This window comes from Mammaliicoccus sp. FSL K6-3158, assembly GCF_038005105.1.
Taxonomy (GTDB): domain Bacteria; phylum Bacillota; class Bacilli; order Staphylococcales; family Staphylococcaceae; genus Mammaliicoccus; species Mammaliicoccus sciuri.
Map to the genome: position 1 here is coordinate 1287496 of NZ_JBBOSL010000001.1, position 20620 is coordinate 1308115.

The window sequence follows — 20620 nt, forward strand, 5'->3', positions numbered from 1 at the left end:
ATAAGGAGTTACATATGGAAAAAAATAGTATATATAAAGATGCGAGATTATTATCTAAGTATATTAGTTTAACAATCATAAGCATCCTCTTTTTATTACTTATATTAATTACTTTAATAGGCTTAATTGTAGTAGGTATTAATGTGAAACCTGTTAACGCCGATAGCAATGAGCAAGTTATTGTCAATGTTAATCCAAACACAAATACTGAAATGTTAAGCCAAGAGTTATCCGATAAAAAAATAATTAGAAATGCTACTATTTTCAAATATTATTTGAAACTCAATAATATTTCTAGTTTTCAAGCTGGGGAATATAAGTTTTCTCCTTCAATGTCACCTAGAGATATTGCGAAAAGTTTAGAAACTGGCAAAGTATATTTAAAAACAGCAGTACAATATGATATAAAAGAAGGTTCGAATATAGAATTAATTGCAGGTATTTTAGAAGAGAATACTTCTATTAGTCGCGAAAGCTTTTTGAAGAAAATGAGAGATCAAGATTTTGTGAAAAAATATCAAAAAAAATATCCCGATATGTTAACGGACGAAGTATTAAATAAAAACTTAAGATACCCATTAGAAGGGTATTTAGCACCAAGTACGTATCAGTTTTCAAAAAAAGATGTGACGATTGATGACGTTACAAATGAAATGTTGAATGAAACATACCATACAACTTATAAAATATATAAAGAAAACGGTGGCTTTAAATATACGACTAACTATGAAGAAAAGAAGATTACTTTCCATGAGTATTTAACATTATCATCTATTGTAGAATCAGAAATGAAAAACGTGACAGATAAATCGAGATATATTTCATTGCTTTTAAACAGAATTGAAAACAATCCACAAATTGCTTTGAATTCTGATGCGACAGTAAGATATGCGAATAAAAAAGAGACAACTGAAGCATTATCAGATAAAGATTATAAAAATGATTCAAAATATAACACATATGCACATAAAGGATTACCTATAGGTCCAATATGTAATATATCTGATGAAACAGCTAGAACAACAGTTAACCCTCCAGAAACAGATTATTTTTACTATACAACAACCAAAAAGGGTAAAATATTATTTGCAGAGAACTTAAAAGAACAGGAAAAGAATCGAGATAAATAATATAACAAGAGTCTGGGACATAATGTAATGTTTCAGTCTCTTTTAGCATTTTGGCAGTAGCTGACTGAACCCGAAATGCGCTTGTAACAAGCTTTTTTCAACTCTAGTCATCCTTGCCGGGGCGGGACTACGAAATCTTTTTATACAAATTAGATTTCTGTCCCGCTCCCTTGTTTATATATATACTTACTTTTTATTCGAAAATATGGTAAAATATCTAATGTTTATGAAATCATATTGTAGATATGACTGATACATACTAACTAGTCAGGAGACTAGTTGGGTTTTTTATTATATTCGAGTGTAAGGAAGTAATGACATGGAAAAAGATATAGAATATATCGAACAATTGTTGTTTCAAAATTCATCAAATATCGATGAATTAAGGCATTATGCTGAACAATATAATGTTCCAATAATGGATAAAATTTCCACAGAGTTTGTAAAACAATTAATTAGAATTAAAGATGTGAAAAGTATTCTAGAGATTGGAACGGCAATTGGATATAGCGCGATGCATTTTGCTTCATGTGATCCGAGTATTAATGTGTGGACGATTGAAAGAAAAGAAGAAATGTATGAACAAGCTATTTCAAATATTAAAGACTTTGGTTATGAAAGCCAAATAAATGTTATCTTTTCCGATGCATTAGAAGCTTTTGAATTATTACCAACCGACCAGTCATTTGATATGATTTTTATTGATGCTGCTAAAGCACAATCACAAAAGTTTTTTGAACTTTATGAACCACTGCTTAAAGATGACGGCATCATTATTACAGACAATATTTTATACCATGGTTTTGTAAGTGATATAGAAATTGTCAGAAACAGAAACGTCAAACAAATGGTTAAAAAAGTTCAAAAATATAATGATTGGTTAATGAATCATGACAAATATAAAACGACATTGATAAATATTGGTGATGGAATGGCCATTTCTAAAAAGGAGAAATTGTAATGACAGAATTACTCGTGACACCTAAGTCCGTTGAACATATTGAACAATTAATCAAATTAGGTGCTGATGCATTTGTCATTGGTGAAGAAAAATTTGGATTAAGACTTGCTGGTGAATTTAAAGAGCCAGAACTTCGTGAAGCTATTAAGCTAATCCATGATCATGGTAAAAAAGCATACGTAGCGGTAAATGGTATTTTCCATAATGAACATATTGATGATTTGGAGTCTTATATAGATCTGTTACATGAGTTAAAAGCAGATAGAATAATTTTTGGCGATCCAGCAGTCGTTATGGCAATGAAAAATCGTGAGAATCCTATACCTTTAAATTGGAATGCTGAAACAATCGTGACAAATCATTTTCAATGTAATTATTGGGGTGATAGAGGTTCAGCTAGAGCGGTGTTGGCTCGTGAGTTAAGTATTGAAGAAGTACTAGAAATTAAAGGAAAAAGTAATGTCGAAATAGAAGTTCAAGTACACGGCATGACTTGTATGTTCCAGTCTAAAAGAAAGTTACTTGGTAATTACTTTATGTATCAAGATAAAGTCATGAAAATTGAAAACCGTAAAGAAAATAAAGACATGCTTTTATATGATGAAGAAAGAAGTAATAAATATCCAATTTATGAAGATTATAATGGTACCCACATTATGAGTCCGAATGATATTTGCTTAATCGAAGACTTAGAGGACTTACTAGAAGCACAAATTGATGCGTTTAAGATAGATGGCGTCCTTCAAACAGAAGAATATATTAATATCGCGACTGAGCAATATAGACAAGCGATCGACTTATATAACGAAGATCCAGAGTTATATGAAGATGAAAAATTTATGTTAGTAGAACCAATTGAAGAGGTTCAAAAAGATCATCGTCCAATGGATCAAGGATTTATGTTCAAACAAACAGTTTATTAAGTTATATTAAAGGAATGATATATATGAAAGTTCTAGAACCTATTGGCGCAAGTCGTCAAACAAAGATAAAAAAACCAGAACTTCTAGCGCCTGCAGGGAATTTAGAAAAACTCAAAATTGCTGTTCATTATGGCGCGGATGCAGTGTTCCTTGGTGGACAAGAATATGGTTTAAGGTCAAATGCTGATAACTTTACGATGGAAGAAATAAAAGAAGGCGTCCAGTTTGCAGCAAAATATGGCGCAAAAATTTATGTCACAACAAATATTTTTGCACATGATGAAAATATACCTGGTTTAGAAGCATATTTAAAAAATCTAAATGAAACGGGTGCGCACGGTATTATAGTTGCCGACCCACTTATTATAGAAACATGTAAACGTGTTGCACCTAATTTAGAAATTCATTTAAGTACACAGCAATCTTTATCAAATTACCGTGCAGTTCAATATTGGAAAGAAGAGGGACTTGAGAGAGTCGTTCTAGCTCGTGAAACGAGTGCTGAAGAAATGCGCGAAATGAAAGAAAAAGTTGATATCGAAATTGAAACGTTTATACACGGTGCAATGTGTATTGCATATTCTGGTAGATGTACATTAAGTAATCACATGACAGCAAGAGACTCAAATAGAGGTGGTTGTTGCCAAAGTTGTAGATGGGATTATGATTTAATTTCAGTAGAAGAAGATGGAGAATTAGAGCCATATTTCGATGGTAATGAGATCACGCCTTTTGCAATGAGTCCAAAAGACTTGAAATTAATTGAATCTATACCTAAAATGATGGACATCGGTATAGATTCTCTAAAAATTGAAGGTCGTATGAAATCTATTCATTATATTGCTACCGTTGTATCTGTTTATCGCAAAGTAATTGATCGCTATGCTGAGGATCCAGAAAACTTTAAAATTGATCCTAGGTGGTTGATTGAATTAGATAAATGTGCGAATAGAGATACTGCGCCTGCGTTCTTCGAAGGAGTACCACATTACGAAGAACAAATGTTTGGACATGAATCAAATAAAAAAACACCTTTTGATTTTTGTGGTTTAGTGTTAGACTATGACGAAGTATCACAAATAGCTACCATCCAACAAAGAAATTATTTCAAACCAGGGCAAGAAATTGAATTTTTTGGACCTGAAATTGAAAACTTCACTCAAGTCATTGATAAGATATATGATGAAAATGGTGAAGAGCTTGACGCAGCCAGACATCCACTTCAAGTCATTCAAATAAAAGTGGATCGTCAGATTTATCCAAATAACATGATGAGAAAGGGAATCGTTTGATGGGAAAGACTACAATTATAGGTATTGCAGGGGGTTCTGGTTCAGGTAAGACTTCTGTAACATCCGAAATTATGAAAAATTTAGATGGATATAGTGTTGCATTAATAGAACAAGATTACTATTATAAAGATCAATCACATATGTCTTTTGAAGATAGATTGAAGACGAACTATGATCATCCATTTGCTTTCGATAATGAAAGATTGAAACAAGATTTAACAAGAATTAAAGATGGACATGCAATTGAAGTTCCTACGTATGATTATTCAAATCACACGAGAAGCGATAAAACGATTAGATTCGAACCTAAAGATGTTATTATACTTGAAGGCATATTCGCGCTTGAAAATGAAGATTTACGTAATTTAATGGATGTTAAGATTTATGTTGATACTGATGCTGATTTAAGAATTTTACGTCGTTTAACGAGAGACATTAAAGAAAGAGGACGTACGATGGAATCAGTAATTGATCAATACTTATCAGTTGTAAGACCGATGCATATCCAGTTTATTGAACCAACCAAGAAATATGCGGATATCATCATCCCTGAAGGTGGTAGTAATAAGGTAGCTATTGATATTATGACTACGAAAATTCAATCGTTAGTTAAAAATATTTAAATAATTTTAAAGTAAAGGAAGATGGAAGAATGGAAACACAAAAAGAATTTCCTATGACACAGGAAGGTTTTAACAAATTAGAAAAAGAACTTGAAGAATTAAAAACAGTTAAGCGACCAGAAGTCGTTGAAAAAATAAAAGTAGCACGTAGTTTCGGTGACTTATCTGAGAACTCTGAATATGATGCAGCTAAAGATGAGCAAGGTTTCATTGAACAAGAAATTCAAAAAATTGAAAACATGATTCGTCATGCTCAAATTATTGAAGATAATGGTTCAAAAAATGACGTGCAAATCGGTAGAACTGTAACATTTACTGAAATTCCAGGTAACGAAGAAGAAAGCTACAAAATTGTAGGTTCAGCAGAAGCAGATCCATTTGAAGGTAAAATTTCTAATGAGTCTCCAATTGCTAAAGCTTTAATTGGTAAAAAACTGAACGAAGAAGTGAATGTTCCATTACCAAATGGTAACGAAATGAAAGTTAAAATCGTAAAAATCGATTAATCGTATAATAATTTAATAGAAAAGCTGTAGAAACGTATGAAACAAACGTTTTTACAGCTTTTTTTTTATATATAAATCATGGTATTATGATAAAGTATAATTGATTTAATTATCTGATTATTAAAAGCGTTAACAAAGGGGTGGTAAAATTGGATATTAAGCAAGTGAGTGAGACGCATTTTATGATTTATGAACAAAATGAAATCAGTCCAGAAATAAGGAATAAAATTTCGACAATCGCATTACATATTGAATCATTGCAGCATCCTGCTGTTATGAGTGTGACATCATCATATCGATCAATCATGGTCGCATTTGATGCGAAACATTATACATACGAAACAGTCCTTCATGAACTAGACTTACATCATTTAAATCTTGATCAAGAAAATGCATCACATTCGAAGAAATTGATAACATTACCAGTTGTATATGGTGGTGAATTTGGACCAGACTTAAATATTGTTGCTGAGCATGCACAATTAACTGAAGAAGATGTGATTCAAATACATACGGAAGAAAATTATTTAATTTATGCAATAGGATTTTTACCCGGCTTTCCATTTTTAGGAGGTTTAAATAAGATAATACATACACCAAGAAAAGAAACGCCAAGAAGTAAAATCGTCCAAGGATCTGTTGGAATTGCAAATAATCAAACAGGACTTTATCCGAAATCATCACCAGGCGGATGGCAAATTATTGGTCGCACGCCAATAGATGTTTTCAACTTAAATCGAGAGCCTATGATTTTATATGAAGCTGGAGACTATATTGCTTTTAAAGCTATTCATCAAGAAGAATTTACAAGAATCGAAGACGAAATTGCAAATGGCACATTTGATTATCGTCAGTTAGTAGGTGATTTGAAATGAAATGTATAAAACCCGGTTTGTTTACGACTGTTCAAGATATTGGTCGATCAAAGTTTGAAAAAGATGGATTTTCTGAAGCGGGTGTTATGAATCAATATTTATACAGAATCGCGAATGCTTTAGTGGATAATGACAATGCACCTGTATTAGAAGTGACTTTAAATGGTCCTACATTGAAATTTGAAGAACCGAACATCGTTGCATTTGTTGCGTATGATGCTGATATACAGCTTGATGATCAAACAATACCAGTAAATACAGCAATTTATGTAGAAAAAGGGCAAGTGCTCAATATAAAGACTATTTCATCTGGGGCGAGAGGCTATTTAGCTTTTCATAAATCTTTAAATATTGAACCGATATTAGACAGTGTATCGACACATACTAGAAGTGGCATAGGTGGTATGAATGGAAGAACATTAAACAGAAATGATGTTTTGAAATTCAAAGATAAAACAATTAACCATGACATTATAGGTAATACGTTTAATATCAAACAATTAGAAGATGCAAACATTATTCCAATTATGGAAGGTTTACAATTTGATGAATTTACATCAGAATCGCATGCCCAACTTGTTAATCAATCATATACAATATCAGAAATGTCAGATCGTATGGGTTATCGATTAAATGGGGATGAACCAATTGTACATAAGCATAACGCAGATATTATTTCTGAACCGATTGCACCAGGTAGTGTACAAGTTCCTATTAATGGACAGCCTATTATATTGCTTAATGATCGTCAGACGATAGGTGGTTATACAAAGATTGCTACAGTTAGTTTTATAGGAAGAGAAAAGCTATCTCAATTAAAAGCAAATGATAGCATTACTTTTAAATGGATTTCATTTAAAGATGCCACACTTGAATATCAAACATATATTAAACAATTAGAAGCAGATATAGATGACATTAAACTGAAAAAATATAAAGATTTAAGCAATATTCGTCCTAAATCTAAAAAAATAGCAAAACTTATAAAGGGGAATCAATCATGAATATTGAAAAGATAGAAGAACTTATTAAACTCATGAAACAAAATCAAGTAAATTATATGAAATATAAAGATGAAACTGTCGAAGTTGAGTTAGACTTAAAATCAACTTCAAATATCGTCACTACAACGCCAGCTAATAATGTTGAAGAAAGCACGCCAACTTCAAAACAAGAAGAACAGCTCAATACAATTGAAGCGGAAATTCTTGGAACATTTTATTTACAAGATGAAGAAACTTTGCAAAATCCACTTGTTAAAGTGGGAGATGAAGTGAAAGAAGGTCAAGTTGTCGGTTATATCGAATCAATGAAAGTGCTCAATGAAGTTATAAGTGAGTATGACGGTATCGTTAATGATATACAAATTAATCATGGGGATCCTGTTGAATACGGACAAACGATTATCACATTGAAATAAGGGGGATTTTTATGATTAAGCGTTTACTGATTGCAAACAGAGGCGAAATTGCGGTTAGAATTATTAGAACATGTAGAATGATGAATATTACAACAATCGCAATTTATTCCAAAGCAGATAAAGATAGTTTACACGTACAATTAGCTGATGAAGCCATTTGTATTGGGCCAAGTCAATCAAGTGACAGTTATTTAGATATTGAACGCATTTTAGAAGCTTGTAAGATGAGTAAGGCAGATGCTATACATCCTGGGTATGGATTTTTATCAGAATCTACGACATTTAGAAAAAGAGTAGATGAAGAAAATATTATCTTTGTTGGACCTAGTTATAACACGATGGATTTAATGGGAGATAAAATAAAAGCAAGAGAAACAATGTACAACGCTAACGTACCGATTATTCCTGGCTCTATTGGAGAAGTAAAGTCAGTAAATGAAGCAGAAGAAGTTGCTCAAAAAGTTGGGTATCCTTTTGTATTAAAAGCTGCTAGTGGTGGTGGTGGTAAAGGTATTCGAATCGTACAAGAACCTGACCAACTTGAACAATTCTTTAAAGAAGCTCAATCTGAAGGTGAAAAATACTTTGGAGATAAACGTGTGTATATTGAAACATTTATTGATGAAGCTAGACATGTGGAAGTTCAAATACTCGCGAGTAAACATGGTGAAGCGATTCATTTAGGTGAACGTGATTGTTCAATTCAAAGAAAGAACCAGAAGTTAATTGAAGAAGCACCTTGTGCAGCACTAGATCAAGAAACGCGAAATTCACTACATGCTGATGCTGTTAAAGCCGCTAAAGCTTGTAATTATGAAAGTGCTGGAACGATTGAATTTTTATTAACAGATGACGGATATTATTTCTTAGAAATGAATACACGTATTCAAGTTGAACACACAGTTACAGAATTATTAACAGGTGTCGATTTAATAAAGCAACAAATATTAGTAGCTAATGGTGAGAAGTTAACAATTAAACAAGAGGATATCCATTTTGATGGGCATGTGATTGAATGTCGTATTAATGCTGAAAATCCAGAAAAACAATTCCGCCCAGCAGCAGGTGTTGTTCAAGCATTACATTTACCTAATGGATTTAATACGAGAGTAGACAGTATGTTATATGATGGTTATCAAATTCCACCTTACTATGATTCATTAGTCGCTAAAATACTTGTTAAAGGTGAAGATAGACTTGAAGCAATTGAAAAAATGAAAGGTACGTTAGAAGAAACGGTCATTGATGGTTTTCCGACAACGTTAGACTTTTTATATCGCGTGTTGAGCTATGAACCATATATTAAAAATGATATAACAATTAAGTTTCTACATGAACATAAAATCGTTTAAGGAGATGGTATTATGGTAAAAGTTGATTTGAATTGTGATTTAGGAGAAAGCTTTGGTAACTATAAACTTGGTAATGATGAAAGTATATTACCTTTAATCACTTCTGCAAATGTAGCATGTGGTTTTCATGCAGGAGATCAACACGTTATGAATGAAACAGTTAAATTGGCTGTTCTACATGATGTACATATTGGTGCTCATCCAGGATTTCAAGATTTAATTGGATTTGGTCGTAGAAACATAGATGTTACACCAGAGGAAGTTTATGATCTAGTCATTTATCAATTAGGTGCATTAGCTGGATTTTGTAAAATACATCAAACAAAAATTCACCATGTTAAACCACACGGCGCATTGTATCAAATGGGTGCTAAAGATCCAGAAATTGCCGATGCAATTGTTAAAGCAGTGAAAGATTTTGATAATCAATTATTATTTGTTGGTTTATCTAATAGTGAATTGATCGAATCATGTAAACGTCATAATTTAACATATAAGAGTGAAGTATTTGCTGATCGTGCATACGAAGATAATGGCCAACTAGTTTCTAGAAAAAAAGAAGGCGCGCTTATAAAAGATACAAACAAAGCTGTCGCACAAGTAATTAAAATGGTTAAAGAATCTAAAGTTATCACGATAAATGGAAATGAAATTCCGATTGAAGCAGATACAATCTGTGTACATGGAGACGGACAACATGCTTTAGATTTTGTTCAAGAAATTATTCGACAGTTTAAAGCTGAAGGCATAGAAATTAGTGCAATGAAATAGGAGGAAAGTGTATGAAGCAAAATAAAGGGTATGAGGAGTTAAATCAACCGTTTGAAATAACAAATAAGCATAGAAGAATTCTATGGGGTGCAGTATTCTTAATGGCTACTTCATCTATTGGACCAGCATTCTTAACTCAAACGGCAGTTTTTACTGAGCAATTTCTTGCAAGCTTTGCATTTGCAATTCTTGCATCTATACTGATTGATATTGGTGCACAAATTAATATTTGGCGTGTTATCACAGTTGTAGGTAAAGGTGGACAAGATATCGCGAATGATGTGTTTAAGGGGTTAGGTACATTTATCGCAATATTAATCGCTATTGGTGGACTAGCATTTAACATCGGTAACGTTGCAGGTGCTGGGCTAGGACTTAATGCGATATTCGGTTTAGATGTAAGAATTGGTGCAGGTATTACAGGCGTATTAGCGATTTTAATATTTGTTGTTAAAAACGCACAAAAAGTCGTAGATATTATTACACAAATATTAGGTGTACTTATGATTGCTATTGTTGCTTATGTAATGGTATTAACAAAACCACCAGTTGTCGAAGCGGCACAAAAAATGATTGTACCTGATGATATTAGTAAACTCATTGTTCCTATCATCACATTAGTAGGTGGAACTGTTGGTGGTTATATTACATTTGCAGGTGCTCATAGATTGTTAGAAGCAGGTATAACTGGAAAAGGCTATATACCATTTGTAAATAGAGCTGCTATTTCAGGTATATTAACAACGGGTATTATGAGAACATTTTTATTCTTAGCAGTACTTGGTGTTGTTGTTACAGGGTTCACTTTAAACCCAGACAATCCACCAGCTTCTGTATTTGAACATGTATTAGGACCTGTCGGTAAACAAGTATTCGGTGTTGTATTATTTGCAGCAGCATTATCATCCGTAATTGGCTGTGCATATACAAGTACAACATTTATTCAATCTTTACATCCATCTATTAAAAATCATAGAAACTTAGTTATTATTATCTTTATAGTCGTTTCATCTATTGTATTCTTAACAATTGGTAAGCCAGTTAAATTATTGATTATTGCTGGTGCATTGAACGGTTTGATTTTACCAGTAACTTTAGGAACAATTTTAATTGCTTCTAAGAAGAAAAGTATCGTTGGTGACTATAAACATCCAACATGGATGATTGTACTCGGTATAGTTGCTGTTCTTACAACATTAATAGCAGGGGTATTATCATTACAAGGCTTACAAAGTTTGTGGAATAGTTAAAAACTTATTTCAAAGTATACTAATTATGTTAATATAAATATTGAATGAATATGATGGAGTGATAAAGCATGATTGGTATTATTGGAGCAATGGAAGAAGAAGTAGAAATATTAAAGTCATCTATTGAAAATAGAGAAACAATCCAAATTGCACATGTTATTTTTTATAAAGGTAATATAGAAGATAAACAAGTTGTATTAGCACAAAGTGGTATTGGTAAAGTAAATGCTGCAATTACAGCAACATTACTTATCAATGAATTTAAACCAGATTTAATCATTAATACAGGTTCAGCAGGTTCTGTTGATAGCGAATTAAATATTGGTGATATCATTATTAGTAATAAAGTTTATTATCATGATGTTAATGCAACGGCATTTGGCTATAAATTGGGACAAGTACCAAGTATGCCAGAATTTTATGAAACTGATAAGGAATTAATTGACTTAGCTAAATCATCAATAGAACAGCTTGATTTAAATGGTATTGTTGGTGAAGTTGCTACAGGTGATAGTTTCATTGGCTCAATTGATCAGCGCAAAGTGATTAAATCTAACTTTCCTACTGCGAGTGTCGTAGAGATGGAAGCTGGTGCAATTGCTCAAACTTGTTACCAATATAATGTGCCTATTATTGTTACGAGAGCTGTTTCAGATTTAGCAGATAAGGAATCTGATGTTACTTTTGAAGAATTTTTAAAAGTAGCTTGCGTCAATTCTAGTAAAATTGTAAAATTATTATTAAATAGAGTGGCATAAGGAGGCAGTTTCATGTTAATATTAATGGCTATCGCTGTCATTGCTACAGCACTTGTTGGTTATGTGATTTATGCGAATACAGAAGTTGAAAAATCTTCTGACCGTGAAATTACAGAATAATATTTAGTGTTGCGAATCGTAAGTGATTTGCAACACTTTTATTTTGTATTCAACTAAAAGGAATGTAAATATAATTTATGTTAAAATAAAAGATAATATTGAGGTGTAATAATGGGATTATTTACAAAATATTTTTTACCAAATGAATATGTTCAAACAGTTTTTAATATCGAACCTGAACATTTAAAATCTAAAAATATAAAAGCAATTATCACGGACTTAGATAATACATTAGTTGGTTGGGATGTTAAAGATCCAACTGATGAAGTGAGAAATTGGTTTGAAAATATGAAAGATAATGGTATAACAGTTACGATTGTTTCTAATAATAATCAAGAACGTGTTGCGTCATTTTCATCAACATTAAATATTGATTATATTTTTAAAGCACGTAAACCACGTGGTAAAGCTTTTAGACAAGCAGCAAATTTAATGAACGTCAATAAGTCTGAAGTAGTTGTTATTGGGGATCAAATGTTAACAGATGTGTTTGGTGGAAATAGAAACGGATTATATACGATTATGGTTGTACCTGTGAAAAAGACAGATGGTTTTGTTACGAAATTCAATCGATTAATAGAAAGAAGATTTTTAAATTACTTTAAGAGAAAAGGTTTAATTAACTGGGAGGAATAAATTTGACAGAGTTTGCTAAATGTATTGGTTGCGGTGCAACACTTCAATCTGAAAATCCGAATGAAGCTGGATACGTTCCACAATCAAGTTTGAATAAAGAAGATGTCATTTGTAAGAGATGTTTTAGACTTAAAAATTATAACGAAGTCCAAGATGTTGATTTAACAAGTGAAGATTTTCTAAATATGTTGAAATCTCTTCACAATGAAGATGGTTTAATCGTCAATGTTGTGGATGTATTTGATCTAGAAGGATCAATGATACATCGCTTAAAAGATATAGTAGGTAAGAAAAAAGTCGTACTTGTTGCGAATAAAATGGATATCTTACCTAAAGCCATTAATAAAAGAAGAGTCGAAATTTGGTTAAGAAATCGTGCGAAAGATTTTGGACTTAATCCTGACGAAGTTGTACTGATTTCTGCATATAAAAATCAAGGAATTGATGAATTACTATCAACTATCGAGAAAGTTAGAGAAGGTAAAGATGTTTATGTAGTAGGTACAACAAACGTTGGTAAATCTACATTAATCAATAGATTGATTGAAAAGAGTGTCGGTGAAAAAGAAGTTATTACAACGAGTCATTTCCCTGGTACAACATTAGATATGATTGATATTCCATTAGATGATGATTCATATATGTTTGATACACCTGGTATTATTCAAAGTCATCAAATGACGCACTACGTTACAGATAAAGAATTGAAAGTTGTAATGCCTAAAAAAGAAATTAAGCCTAAAGTTTATCAATTAAACGAAGAACAAAGCTTATTCTTAGGTGGCTTAGTTAGAGTAGATTATGTAAGTGGCGGTAGACGTTCTTTAACATGTTTTGTATCAAACGACTTAAACATTCATAGAACAAAGTTATCAAACGCTGAAGATTTATGGAAACGTCAAATTGGTGAACTTCTTAAACCACCATATGATCCAACGAACTTTAACTTCGATAACTTAAAAACAACTGAGATTACAACTGAATCTGAAAGAAAAGATGTTATGATTTCAGGATTAGGATTTGTAACTGTAGATGCAGGGGCAGAAATACATGTTACTGCACCAAAAGAAGTCGAAGTTACATTAAGAACATCTATTTTATAAGAGGTGAATTAAATGAAGTTTGGAGTTATCGGACATCCTATTAGCCATTCACTTTCACCGATTATGCACGCAGCAAATTTTGAAGCATTAGGCAGGGAAGATGAATATGGTGCTTTAGATATTCCACCAGAACAATTTAAACATATTAAAGAAATCATAAATGAAAAAGCATTAGACGGCTTTAATATTACAATACCGCATAAAGAATCCATCTTGCCTTATTTAGATGAAGTATCTTCAAATGCTAAGCATATTGGTGCTGTTAACACCGTTCTAATACAAGATAATAAATGGATTGGTTATAATACGGATGGTATTGGTTTAGTTAAAGGTTTAATTGAACATTACGGTAGCATACAAGATCGAAAAATTTTAGTTTTAGGTGCTGGTGGTGCGAGTAAAGGTATTGTTTCGGAAATGCAGAAGTTTACGAATCATAAAATAACAGTGGCAAATAGAACGATGTCTAGATTTGATAAATGGCAAATTGATATAAATGCAATAAGTCTAACAGATGTTCAATCTGTTCTTCACACATTTGATATTATTATTAATACGACACCGGTAGGCATGAATACACAGCATAGTGAATTCATTATTCCTGTGGAGAAGATATGTAAAAATAGTTTAGTTTGTGATATCATCTATATTCCTGAAAAGACACCGCTACTGCAAGCATGTGAACAAGCAGGTATTGCAATTTATAACGGATTGGATATGTTCGTTTATCAAGGAGCAGAAAGCTTTAAAATATGGACTGGGCAAGAAGCTCAAATAGAATCAATGAGAAATAAAGTACAAGAGGAACTTAAAAGGAGATCATTATGTTAACAGGTAAACAAAAGAGATATTTAAGAAAAGAAGCGCATCATTTAGATCCAATTTTCCAAATTGGTAAAGGCGGATTAAATGACAATATGATAGACCAAGTGCAAGACGTACTTGAAAAAAGAGAATTGATCAAAATTCATATCTTACAAAATAATATGGACGATCATAAAGAAGTAGCTGAATCAATAGCTGAACAAGCAGGTGCTGAACTCGTACAACTTATCGGTAATATTATTGTCTTATATAAAGAATCTAAAGAAAATAAAAGATTAGAACTACCATAATATTATGAAAAAGCTCATGATTTATGGAGGTCAATTTAACCCAATTCATATTGGACATATGTTAGTTGCGAGTGAAGCATATCAATTTGTTCAACCTGATAAATTTATTTTCTTACCAAGTTATCAATCACCACTTAAAGAACATAACGAATCTTATTTAATAGAATCAGAACGTGTGAAAATGTTAGAATTAGCTATTGAAGATTTGCAATTCGGTGAAGTTGATGAGAGAGAACTTAATAGAAAAGGTACGAGCTACACATTTGATACGATTAAAGAATTTAAACAAGAATTTCCTAATTATCAAATATATTTTGTAATCGGTTCAGATCAATACGAGAATTTGCATAAATGGAGAAACATTGCAGAATTAAAAGAATTGTTAACATTTGTCGTTGTTAATAGAGAAGTTGATAAACAAGATGTAAAAGAAGGCATGTTAGCATTGCACATTCCAAGAATTGATGTAAGCTCAACAGACATTCGCAATAGATGTAAAAATCGTCAATCTATAAAGATGCTCGTTACGCCACGAATTGAAAGATATATCAAAAGGGGACGATTGTATGAAAATTAAAAAAGCAGTCAAATTGGTTGAAGAAACGTTACCATCAAAAAGATATAATCACTCTATGAGAGTAGCCGAAACTGGTAAGAAAATGGCAGAAATCTTTGATGGTGATATTAAAAAAGTTGAATTAGCAGGAATCCTGCATGATTTATGTAAATATGAAGAACTTTCAGCGTTATATCAAAGTGTAACGCAATATGAACTAGGGCAAGATTTATTAAGTTATGGCTCAGAAATATTACACGGACCAGTTGCTGCTGCAAGACTTAAAGATCAATATGATATAAATGATGAAGAAATTTATTACGCTATATATAGTCATACGACTGGTAGAGCACAAATGAATAAGACTGAAAAAATAATTTTTATAGCTGATTATATTGAACCTAAAAGAACAACTCCAGGTGTAGATGAAATTAGAGATATTGTCTTTAAAGAACGCAACTTGGATAAAGCAGTTTACGAAATATCAAAACGTACAGTGTTACACTTAATTAATAAGGATAAAACAGTACATTTAAAAACTATAGAATGCTTAAATTATTATAATATGCATTCAGAACAATAAAGGAATGGTTAAATGAATTCAAATGATTTAATGAAACAAACGTTACTAGCATGTGATGATAAACGTGCTGAAGATATTATTGCAATTGATATGAAAGGTATTAGCGATATAGCTGATTATTTTGTTGTATGTCATGGTAATAGTGACAAACAAGTTCAAGCTATAGCAAGAAATGTTAAAGATGAAGCTGAAATAAATGAAGTATTAGTGAAAAGACTAGAAGGCTTTAATGAAGCTAGATGGGTATTAATTGATTTAGGTGACGTTGTTGTACACGTATTCCATAGAGAAGAACGTGATTACTACGACTTAGAAAGATTATATAAAGACGCACCAATTATTACACTAAATGAGGTAGCACAATAATGGCATACAATCGTATGAGTCATTATTATGACCTTCTAACTGAAGATCAACCATATGATAAATGGAAACAGATTGTTGGTCATTATGTTACAGGTAATGATAACGATATTTTGGATATTGGTTGTGGTACAGGACGCTTAACAGAGCAATTACTAGAATATGGTCGCGTAAGTGGTCTTGATTTAAGTGAAGAGATGTTAGAAGTAGCTGAAAGTCGTAATCCTAATATTAATTGGTATTGCCAAGATATGAGAGATTTGGACTTACCTCAAAGTTACAATGTAATTACCATCTTTTGTGACAGCTTGAACTATATAACAGACCCTGAAGAAGTTCTTCAAGTATTTAACTATGTTAATCAATTTTTAAATGATGGTGGATTACTTATATTTGATGTGCACTCACTATATAAGATGAATCACCAATTTAATAACCGTAACTATATTGATGAAACAGAACAATTAACTTTAGCGTGGCAAGCAATTGCTGGTGAAGAACCTAACAGTGTATATCATCAAATGTCATTTTTCATCGAAAGAGAAGATGGACTTTATGAACGATTCGATGAAGAACATTATCAAATCACATATGAAATCGATCTTTATAAACAACTTTTAGATTTTGCTGGATTTAAAGTTGAAAGTGTATTTACTGATTTCAATATTGATCAATTTAATGAAAATGGCGATAGACATTTTATAGTTGCACGAAAGTAATTTAGAACACTTCCTACGTTTAATTATGTAGGAGGTGTTTTTTTGAAATATATTCATAAAAGTAAGGATTGGTTAATAGAAAATTACCAACTTGCTATCATCATGATTGTTGTATTATTTTTCATTTGTAATAGCCTTTTCACTGGTAATGATGATAATGAAGCTATCATTCATCAACAAGATACATCAAATGAAGTTAAACTAAGGTCTTCAGAAGAGAAGGATTTTGATAAGATAGATGAATCTAAATCTACTAAAGATGTTAATAGAAACGTAGTAGTAGATGTGAAAGGAGCTGTTAATTTTCCAAATACATATACAATGTCATCAAAGGAACGCGTGCATGATGTATTAAAGAAAGCTCAAACAAAGCATAATGCAGATTTGTCTAAAATCAATTTATCAGAAAGACTTAAAGATCAAATGTATATATATGTTCCAATAAACGGCGAACATGTGCCTAGTGTTAATACAAACCAATCTACAAATGATAAAGTAGAAGTCAATATTAATACAGGAGATAAATCGGAAATTGAAAAGTTACCCGGTATCGGTCCGAGTAAAGCAGATGCCATTCTTCAATATAGAGAAACAAATGGAGAATTTAAAACTGTGGATGATTTAAAAAAGGTAAAAGGATTCGGAGATAAAACAGTTGAAAGTTTAAAAGATTTTATCATTTTAAATTGAATTGCATTTATACTTGTTAAATTTTACAATAAGAATATATGAAAGGTAGGTCGATGTGTAATGGATAGAATTGAATGGAAAGAATACTTTATGGCTCAAAGTCATCTATTATCATTAAGGTCAACATGTGAAAGATTATCTGTCGGTGCAACAATCGTTAAAGATAATAGAGTGATTGCTGGTGGATATAATGGGTCTGTTTCAGGAGAAGAACATTGTATAGATAATGGCTGCCTTGTAGTGGACGGTCATTGTATAAGAACTATTCATGCTGAAATGAATGCGATTATACAATGTGCTAAGTTAGGTGTTTCCTCTGAAGGTGCAACTATTTATGTTACACATTTCCCTTGTCTAAACTGTACGAAATCAATTATACAAGCTGGTATTAAACAAATTTATTATGCTGACGATTATCATAATCATACATATGCAATACAACTGTTAGAACAGTCTGGTGTACACTACGAAAAAATTAATTTCCATCCAGAAGACATTATTAAATATTTGAAGTAAGGACTAATATTTAAGATGTGGTTTTATTTTGCACTTTATTTATTGTCCGGTTTAATTTTCTTTTTACATCCTTATGTAAGTATATTCATGCTCATTATCTTAGTTATAAGTTGCTATATTAAATGGCAATCATTAAAAATTTTGGTGATGAGCTTTATATTTTTTATTATAGGTTACTTAATTTATCCGAATGATCCATTGCAATATTACGAATCATTTAACGTTTCAAAAAATCATGAAAATTATACTGAAGTTATTCAGTTTGGAGATAAGTTAACGCTTGATGGAGATGGCTTTCAAGCTGAAGGACAAATCCATAATCAAACGTTTAAAGCATTTTATACGATTAAAAATGAAAAAGAAAAGCTTAAACTTTTGAAGCAAATGCCTTATTTAAAAAATTGTCGTATTACTTACTCTGTTAATTCAACTTTGCCTAATACTAACGCATTAAAATTTCAATACTTTGAGTTTTTGCAAAATCATGATATTAAAGGTGTTATTAAGATAGAAAACTTATTTTTAAATACTTGTTCGAATCGACCATTAAATATGATTGAACGTATTCAACTATATCGAACGAATTTAATTCATGAGATGAAACAACTTGATATAGATGGTGTTGACGATATTATTGCGCTCACGTTAGGTGATACAAGTTATTTAAATGAAGAAAGAATAGATCAACTTAAAAAAATAGGTATATATCATTTATATGCTGTAAGTGGATCGCATGTCGCTTTGTTAAATATATTTTTATTTAAATTATTACTTAGGATGAACATCAAATATCATCATGCCGAGAATATGATATTTATTTTATTACCTATATATGCTGTTTTAACTGGTTTAAGTCCGAGTGTTCTTAGAGCAGTAGGAGTAGTAATGGTTTATATGATTTTGAATAAAGTCATAAAAATAGACGCTTTACAAATACTGTCTATCACTTTTATTGTTTATACAATTTATAATCCCCATATTATTTTCGATATTGGTTTCCAATTATCCTATATCGTCTCCACGTTTATCATTTTATGTGTACCACTTATAAAATCTTTCAATACAATCCACAAAATCATTACAATTAATGTCGTATCTCAATTATCTTCATTTGTCATATTACTGATTCACTTTAATGCTTTTCAATGGCTAGGGTTTATCACAAACTTTCTTTTTATTCCACTTTTTGAATTAATTATTTTTCCACTTGTGATGTTATTCATGTTGATATTTGCCACTTTTGGTAAAGTTCCTAATTTATTTATGATGTTAATAGAAATTTGTATGAATCAAACTTTTAAATTAATAGATGTTATGAGTCACATCCCTATAAATGAGTTAGTCGTAAGAAATCTATCCGAATGGATATATTTAATCGTCCTCATTGTTGTAGTGCTAGTCTTAATGTTATTTCTTAAAAAGAAATATATAAAATCATTACTCCTTTTCACATTGTTAGTCATTGCAATCACATACCATTTTAATCATAATGAGGTTATTTTTAAATTTCTTGATATTGGTCAAGGAGATGCAATGATTGCTTATCACCATGATGTAAATCAAATTGTGATGATCGATACTGGTGGTAAAGATAAATTGAAAAAGAAACCATGGCAAACTAGAAGTAAGATATCAAATTATACAGATTCAATAATCGTGCCCGAACTTAAAGAAAAGGGATTTCAAAAGATTGATTATTTAATCATCACACATCCACATGCAGATCATATGGGTGAATTAGCTACTTTTAGTAAACAAGTATCAATCAAACATTTAATTATTAATAAGAAGACTTGGGACAATCGTGAATTAAAACATTTGTTAGAAGAGGTTAAAGAAACAAACACAGAAATTGTAGATAGCACAAATTTGAGTGAATTAAAGATTGGAGAATCGACATATAAGTTTTTCAACCAAAATAGTCTGAATTATGAAGATAAGAATGATACATCAATCGTTACTGAAATCACAATGTTTGGCAGAACGATATTAACAACAGGTGATGCAACAGAAAAAGTAGAGAATAGTATTTTGAGTCAACTTAAAGGGCATTACGATATTTTAAAAGTAGCACACCATGGTAGTTTGACAAGTACAAGTGATAGCTTTTTATTAAAAGCAAAGCCACATTTTTGTGTCATAAGTTCTGGTCGACATAATAGGCATGGGCTACCAAAAGAAGCCATTGTAAATAAACTTAAACAAAGCGATTGTAAAGTGTTCAATACACAAGATTACGGAATGGTACAATTTGAAATCAATAAAGACAATATGATTATGACAAATGGACTACAAGAACATAATAAAAAAGCTTACAATCGACAGTAGTCGTTTGTAAGCTTTATATAAATGGATTTG

24 protein-coding genes are annotated in these 20620 nt (G+C 31.4%); all 24 read left to right on the forward strand.

Going from position 1 to position 20620, the window contains the following annotated elements:
• Positions 1-14: 14 nt before the first annotated feature.
• Complete coding sequence (gene mltG / locus MHH94_RS06425) at positions 15-1130, forward strand: endolytic transglycosylase MltG (RefSeq protein WP_078355867.1); 1116 nt, start codon at positions 15-17, stop codon at positions 1128-1130.
• Positions 1131-1449: 319 nt separating this feature from the next.
• The gene (locus MHH94_RS06430; RefSeq protein WP_048539664.1) at positions 1450-2091 is read left to right on the forward strand and encodes an O-methyltransferase; all 642 of its coding nucleotides are present in this window, start codon (positions 1450-1452) and stop codon (positions 2089-2091) included.
• Complete coding sequence (locus MHH94_RS06435; protein WP_078355866.1) at positions 2091-3014, forward strand: peptidase U32 family protein; 924 nt, start codon at positions 2091-2093, stop codon at positions 3012-3014. Before MHH94_RS06430 ends, MHH94_RS06435 begins: the two co-directional genes overlap by 1 nt.
• Positions 3015-3037: 23 nt before the next feature.
• Positions 3038-4306, forward strand: a complete 1269-nt coding sequence (locus MHH94_RS06440) for a peptidase U32 family protein (protein ID WP_058592263.1) — start codon at positions 3038-3040, stop codon at positions 4304-4306.
• Positions 4306-4929: a uridine kinase gene (udk, locus tag MHH94_RS06445; protein ID WP_025904232.1), complete on the forward strand. Its 624-nt coding sequence runs from the start codon at positions 4306-4308 to the stop codon at positions 4927-4929. The genes MHH94_RS06440 and udk overlap by 1 nt, the downstream gene beginning before the upstream one ends.
• 29 nt (positions 4930-4958) lie before the next feature.
• Positions 4959-5435: a transcription elongation factor GreA gene (gene greA / locus MHH94_RS06450; RefSeq protein WP_025904231.1), complete on the forward strand. Its 477-nt coding sequence runs from the start codon at positions 4959-4961 to the stop codon at positions 5433-5435.
• A 149-nt stretch (positions 5436-5584) separates the two neighbouring features.
• Positions 5585-6310, forward strand: a complete 726-nt coding sequence (gene pxpB, locus MHH94_RS06455; protein WP_078355865.1) for a 5-oxoprolinase subunit PxpB — start codon at positions 5585-5587, stop codon at positions 6308-6310.
• Entirely contained in the window at positions 6307-7314 is a 1008-nt protein-coding gene (locus MHH94_RS06460; protein WP_078355864.1) for a 5-oxoprolinase subunit C family protein, read from the forward strand. The genes pxpB and MHH94_RS06460 overlap by 4 nt, the downstream gene beginning before the upstream one ends.
• A complete protein-coding gene (locus MHH94_RS06465; RefSeq protein WP_340840210.1) occupies positions 7311-7730 on the forward strand; it encodes an acetyl-CoA carboxylase biotin carboxyl carrier protein in 420 nt (139 codons plus the stop codon). Before MHH94_RS06460 ends, MHH94_RS06465 begins: the two co-directional genes overlap by 4 nt.
• 14 nt (positions 7731-7744) lie before the next feature.
• On the forward strand, positions 7745-9082 hold the full coding sequence (accC, locus tag MHH94_RS06470; protein ID WP_232157144.1) for an acetyl-CoA carboxylase biotin carboxylase subunit: 1338 nt from the start codon (positions 7745-7747) through the stop codon (positions 9080-9082).
• A 12-nt stretch (positions 9083-9094) separates the two neighbouring features.
• On the forward strand, positions 9095-9853 hold the full coding sequence (pxpA, locus tag MHH94_RS06475) for a 5-oxoprolinase subunit PxpA (RefSeq protein WP_078355862.1): 759 nt from the start codon (positions 9095-9097) through the stop codon (positions 9851-9853).
• An 11-nt stretch (positions 9854-9864) separates the two neighbouring features.
• Positions 9865-11103, forward strand: coding sequence for an NRAMP family divalent metal transporter (locus MHH94_RS06480; RefSeq protein ID WP_058592270.1), 1239 nt, complete (start codon positions 9865-9867; stop codon positions 11101-11103).
• A 68-nt stretch (positions 11104-11171) separates the two neighbouring features.
• Positions 11172-11861 carry a 5'-methylthioadenosine/adenosylhomocysteine nucleosidase gene (locus tag MHH94_RS06485; protein ID WP_037588376.1) on the forward strand — a complete coding sequence of 230 codons (690 nt, stop codon included), beginning with the start codon at positions 11172-11174 and terminating at the stop codon, positions 11859-11861.
• 231 nt (positions 11862-12092) lie between these two features.
• Positions 12093-12617, forward strand: a complete 525-nt coding sequence (locus MHH94_RS06490; protein WP_058592272.1) for a YqeG family HAD IIIA-type phosphatase — start codon at positions 12093-12095, stop codon at positions 12615-12617.
• Positions 12618-12619: 2 nt separating this feature from the next.
• Positions 12620-13720 (forward strand): ribosome biogenesis GTPase YqeH, encoded by a 1101-nt coding sequence (gene yqeH, locus MHH94_RS06495; RefSeq protein WP_078355861.1) that lies wholly within the window; start codon positions 12620-12622, stop codon positions 13718-13720.
• Between the two features lie 12 nt (positions 13721-13732).
• On the forward strand, positions 13733-14551 hold the full coding sequence (gene aroE, locus MHH94_RS06500; protein WP_340840216.1) for a shikimate dehydrogenase: 819 nt from the start codon (positions 13733-13735) through the stop codon (positions 14549-14551).
• Positions 14545-14835 carry a ribosome assembly RNA-binding protein YhbY gene (gene yhbY / locus MHH94_RS06505; protein WP_048539676.1) on the forward strand — a complete coding sequence of 97 codons (291 nt, stop codon included), beginning with the start codon at positions 14545-14547 and terminating at the stop codon, positions 14833-14835. Before aroE ends, yhbY begins: the two co-directional genes overlap by 7 nt.
• A gap of 4 nt (positions 14836-14839) precedes the next feature.
• On the forward strand, positions 14840-15412 hold the full coding sequence (gene nadD, locus MHH94_RS06510; protein WP_058592275.1) for a nicotinate (nicotinamide) nucleotide adenylyltransferase: 573 nt from the start codon (positions 14840-14842) through the stop codon (positions 15410-15412).
• The gene (yqeK, locus tag MHH94_RS06515; protein ID WP_048539677.1) at positions 15402-15974 is read left to right on the forward strand and encodes a bis(5'-nucleosyl)-tetraphosphatase (symmetrical) YqeK; all 573 of its coding nucleotides are present in this window, start codon (positions 15402-15404) and stop codon (positions 15972-15974) included. Before nadD ends, yqeK begins: the two co-directional genes overlap by 11 nt.
• Before the next feature lie 12 nt (positions 15975-15986).
• A complete protein-coding gene (rsfS, locus tag MHH94_RS06520; protein WP_048539678.1) occupies positions 15987-16340 on the forward strand; it encodes a ribosome silencing factor in 354 nt (117 codons plus the stop codon).
• Positions 16340-17056: a class I SAM-dependent DNA methyltransferase gene (locus MHH94_RS06525; protein ID WP_078355859.1), complete on the forward strand. Its 717-nt coding sequence runs from the start codon at positions 16340-16342 to the stop codon at positions 17054-17056. Before rsfS ends, MHH94_RS06525 begins: the two co-directional genes overlap by 1 nt.
• Positions 17057-17098: 42 nt before the next feature.
• Positions 17099-17746 carry a helix-hairpin-helix domain-containing protein gene (locus MHH94_RS06530; protein WP_232157128.1) on the forward strand — a complete coding sequence of 216 codons (648 nt, stop codon included), beginning with the start codon at positions 17099-17101 and terminating at the stop codon, positions 17744-17746.
• 60 nt (positions 17747-17806) lie between these two features.
• The gene (locus MHH94_RS06535; protein ID WP_037588364.1) at positions 17807-18262 is read left to right on the forward strand and encodes a ComE operon protein 2; all 456 of its coding nucleotides are present in this window, start codon (positions 17807-17809) and stop codon (positions 18260-18262) included.
• Positions 18263-18409: 147 nt separating this feature from the next.
• Entirely contained in the window at positions 18410-20590 is a 2181-nt protein-coding gene (locus tag MHH94_RS06540; RefSeq protein ID WP_340840222.1) for a DNA internalization-related competence protein ComEC/Rec2, read from the forward strand.
• Positions 20591-20620 lie beyond the last annotated feature (30 nt).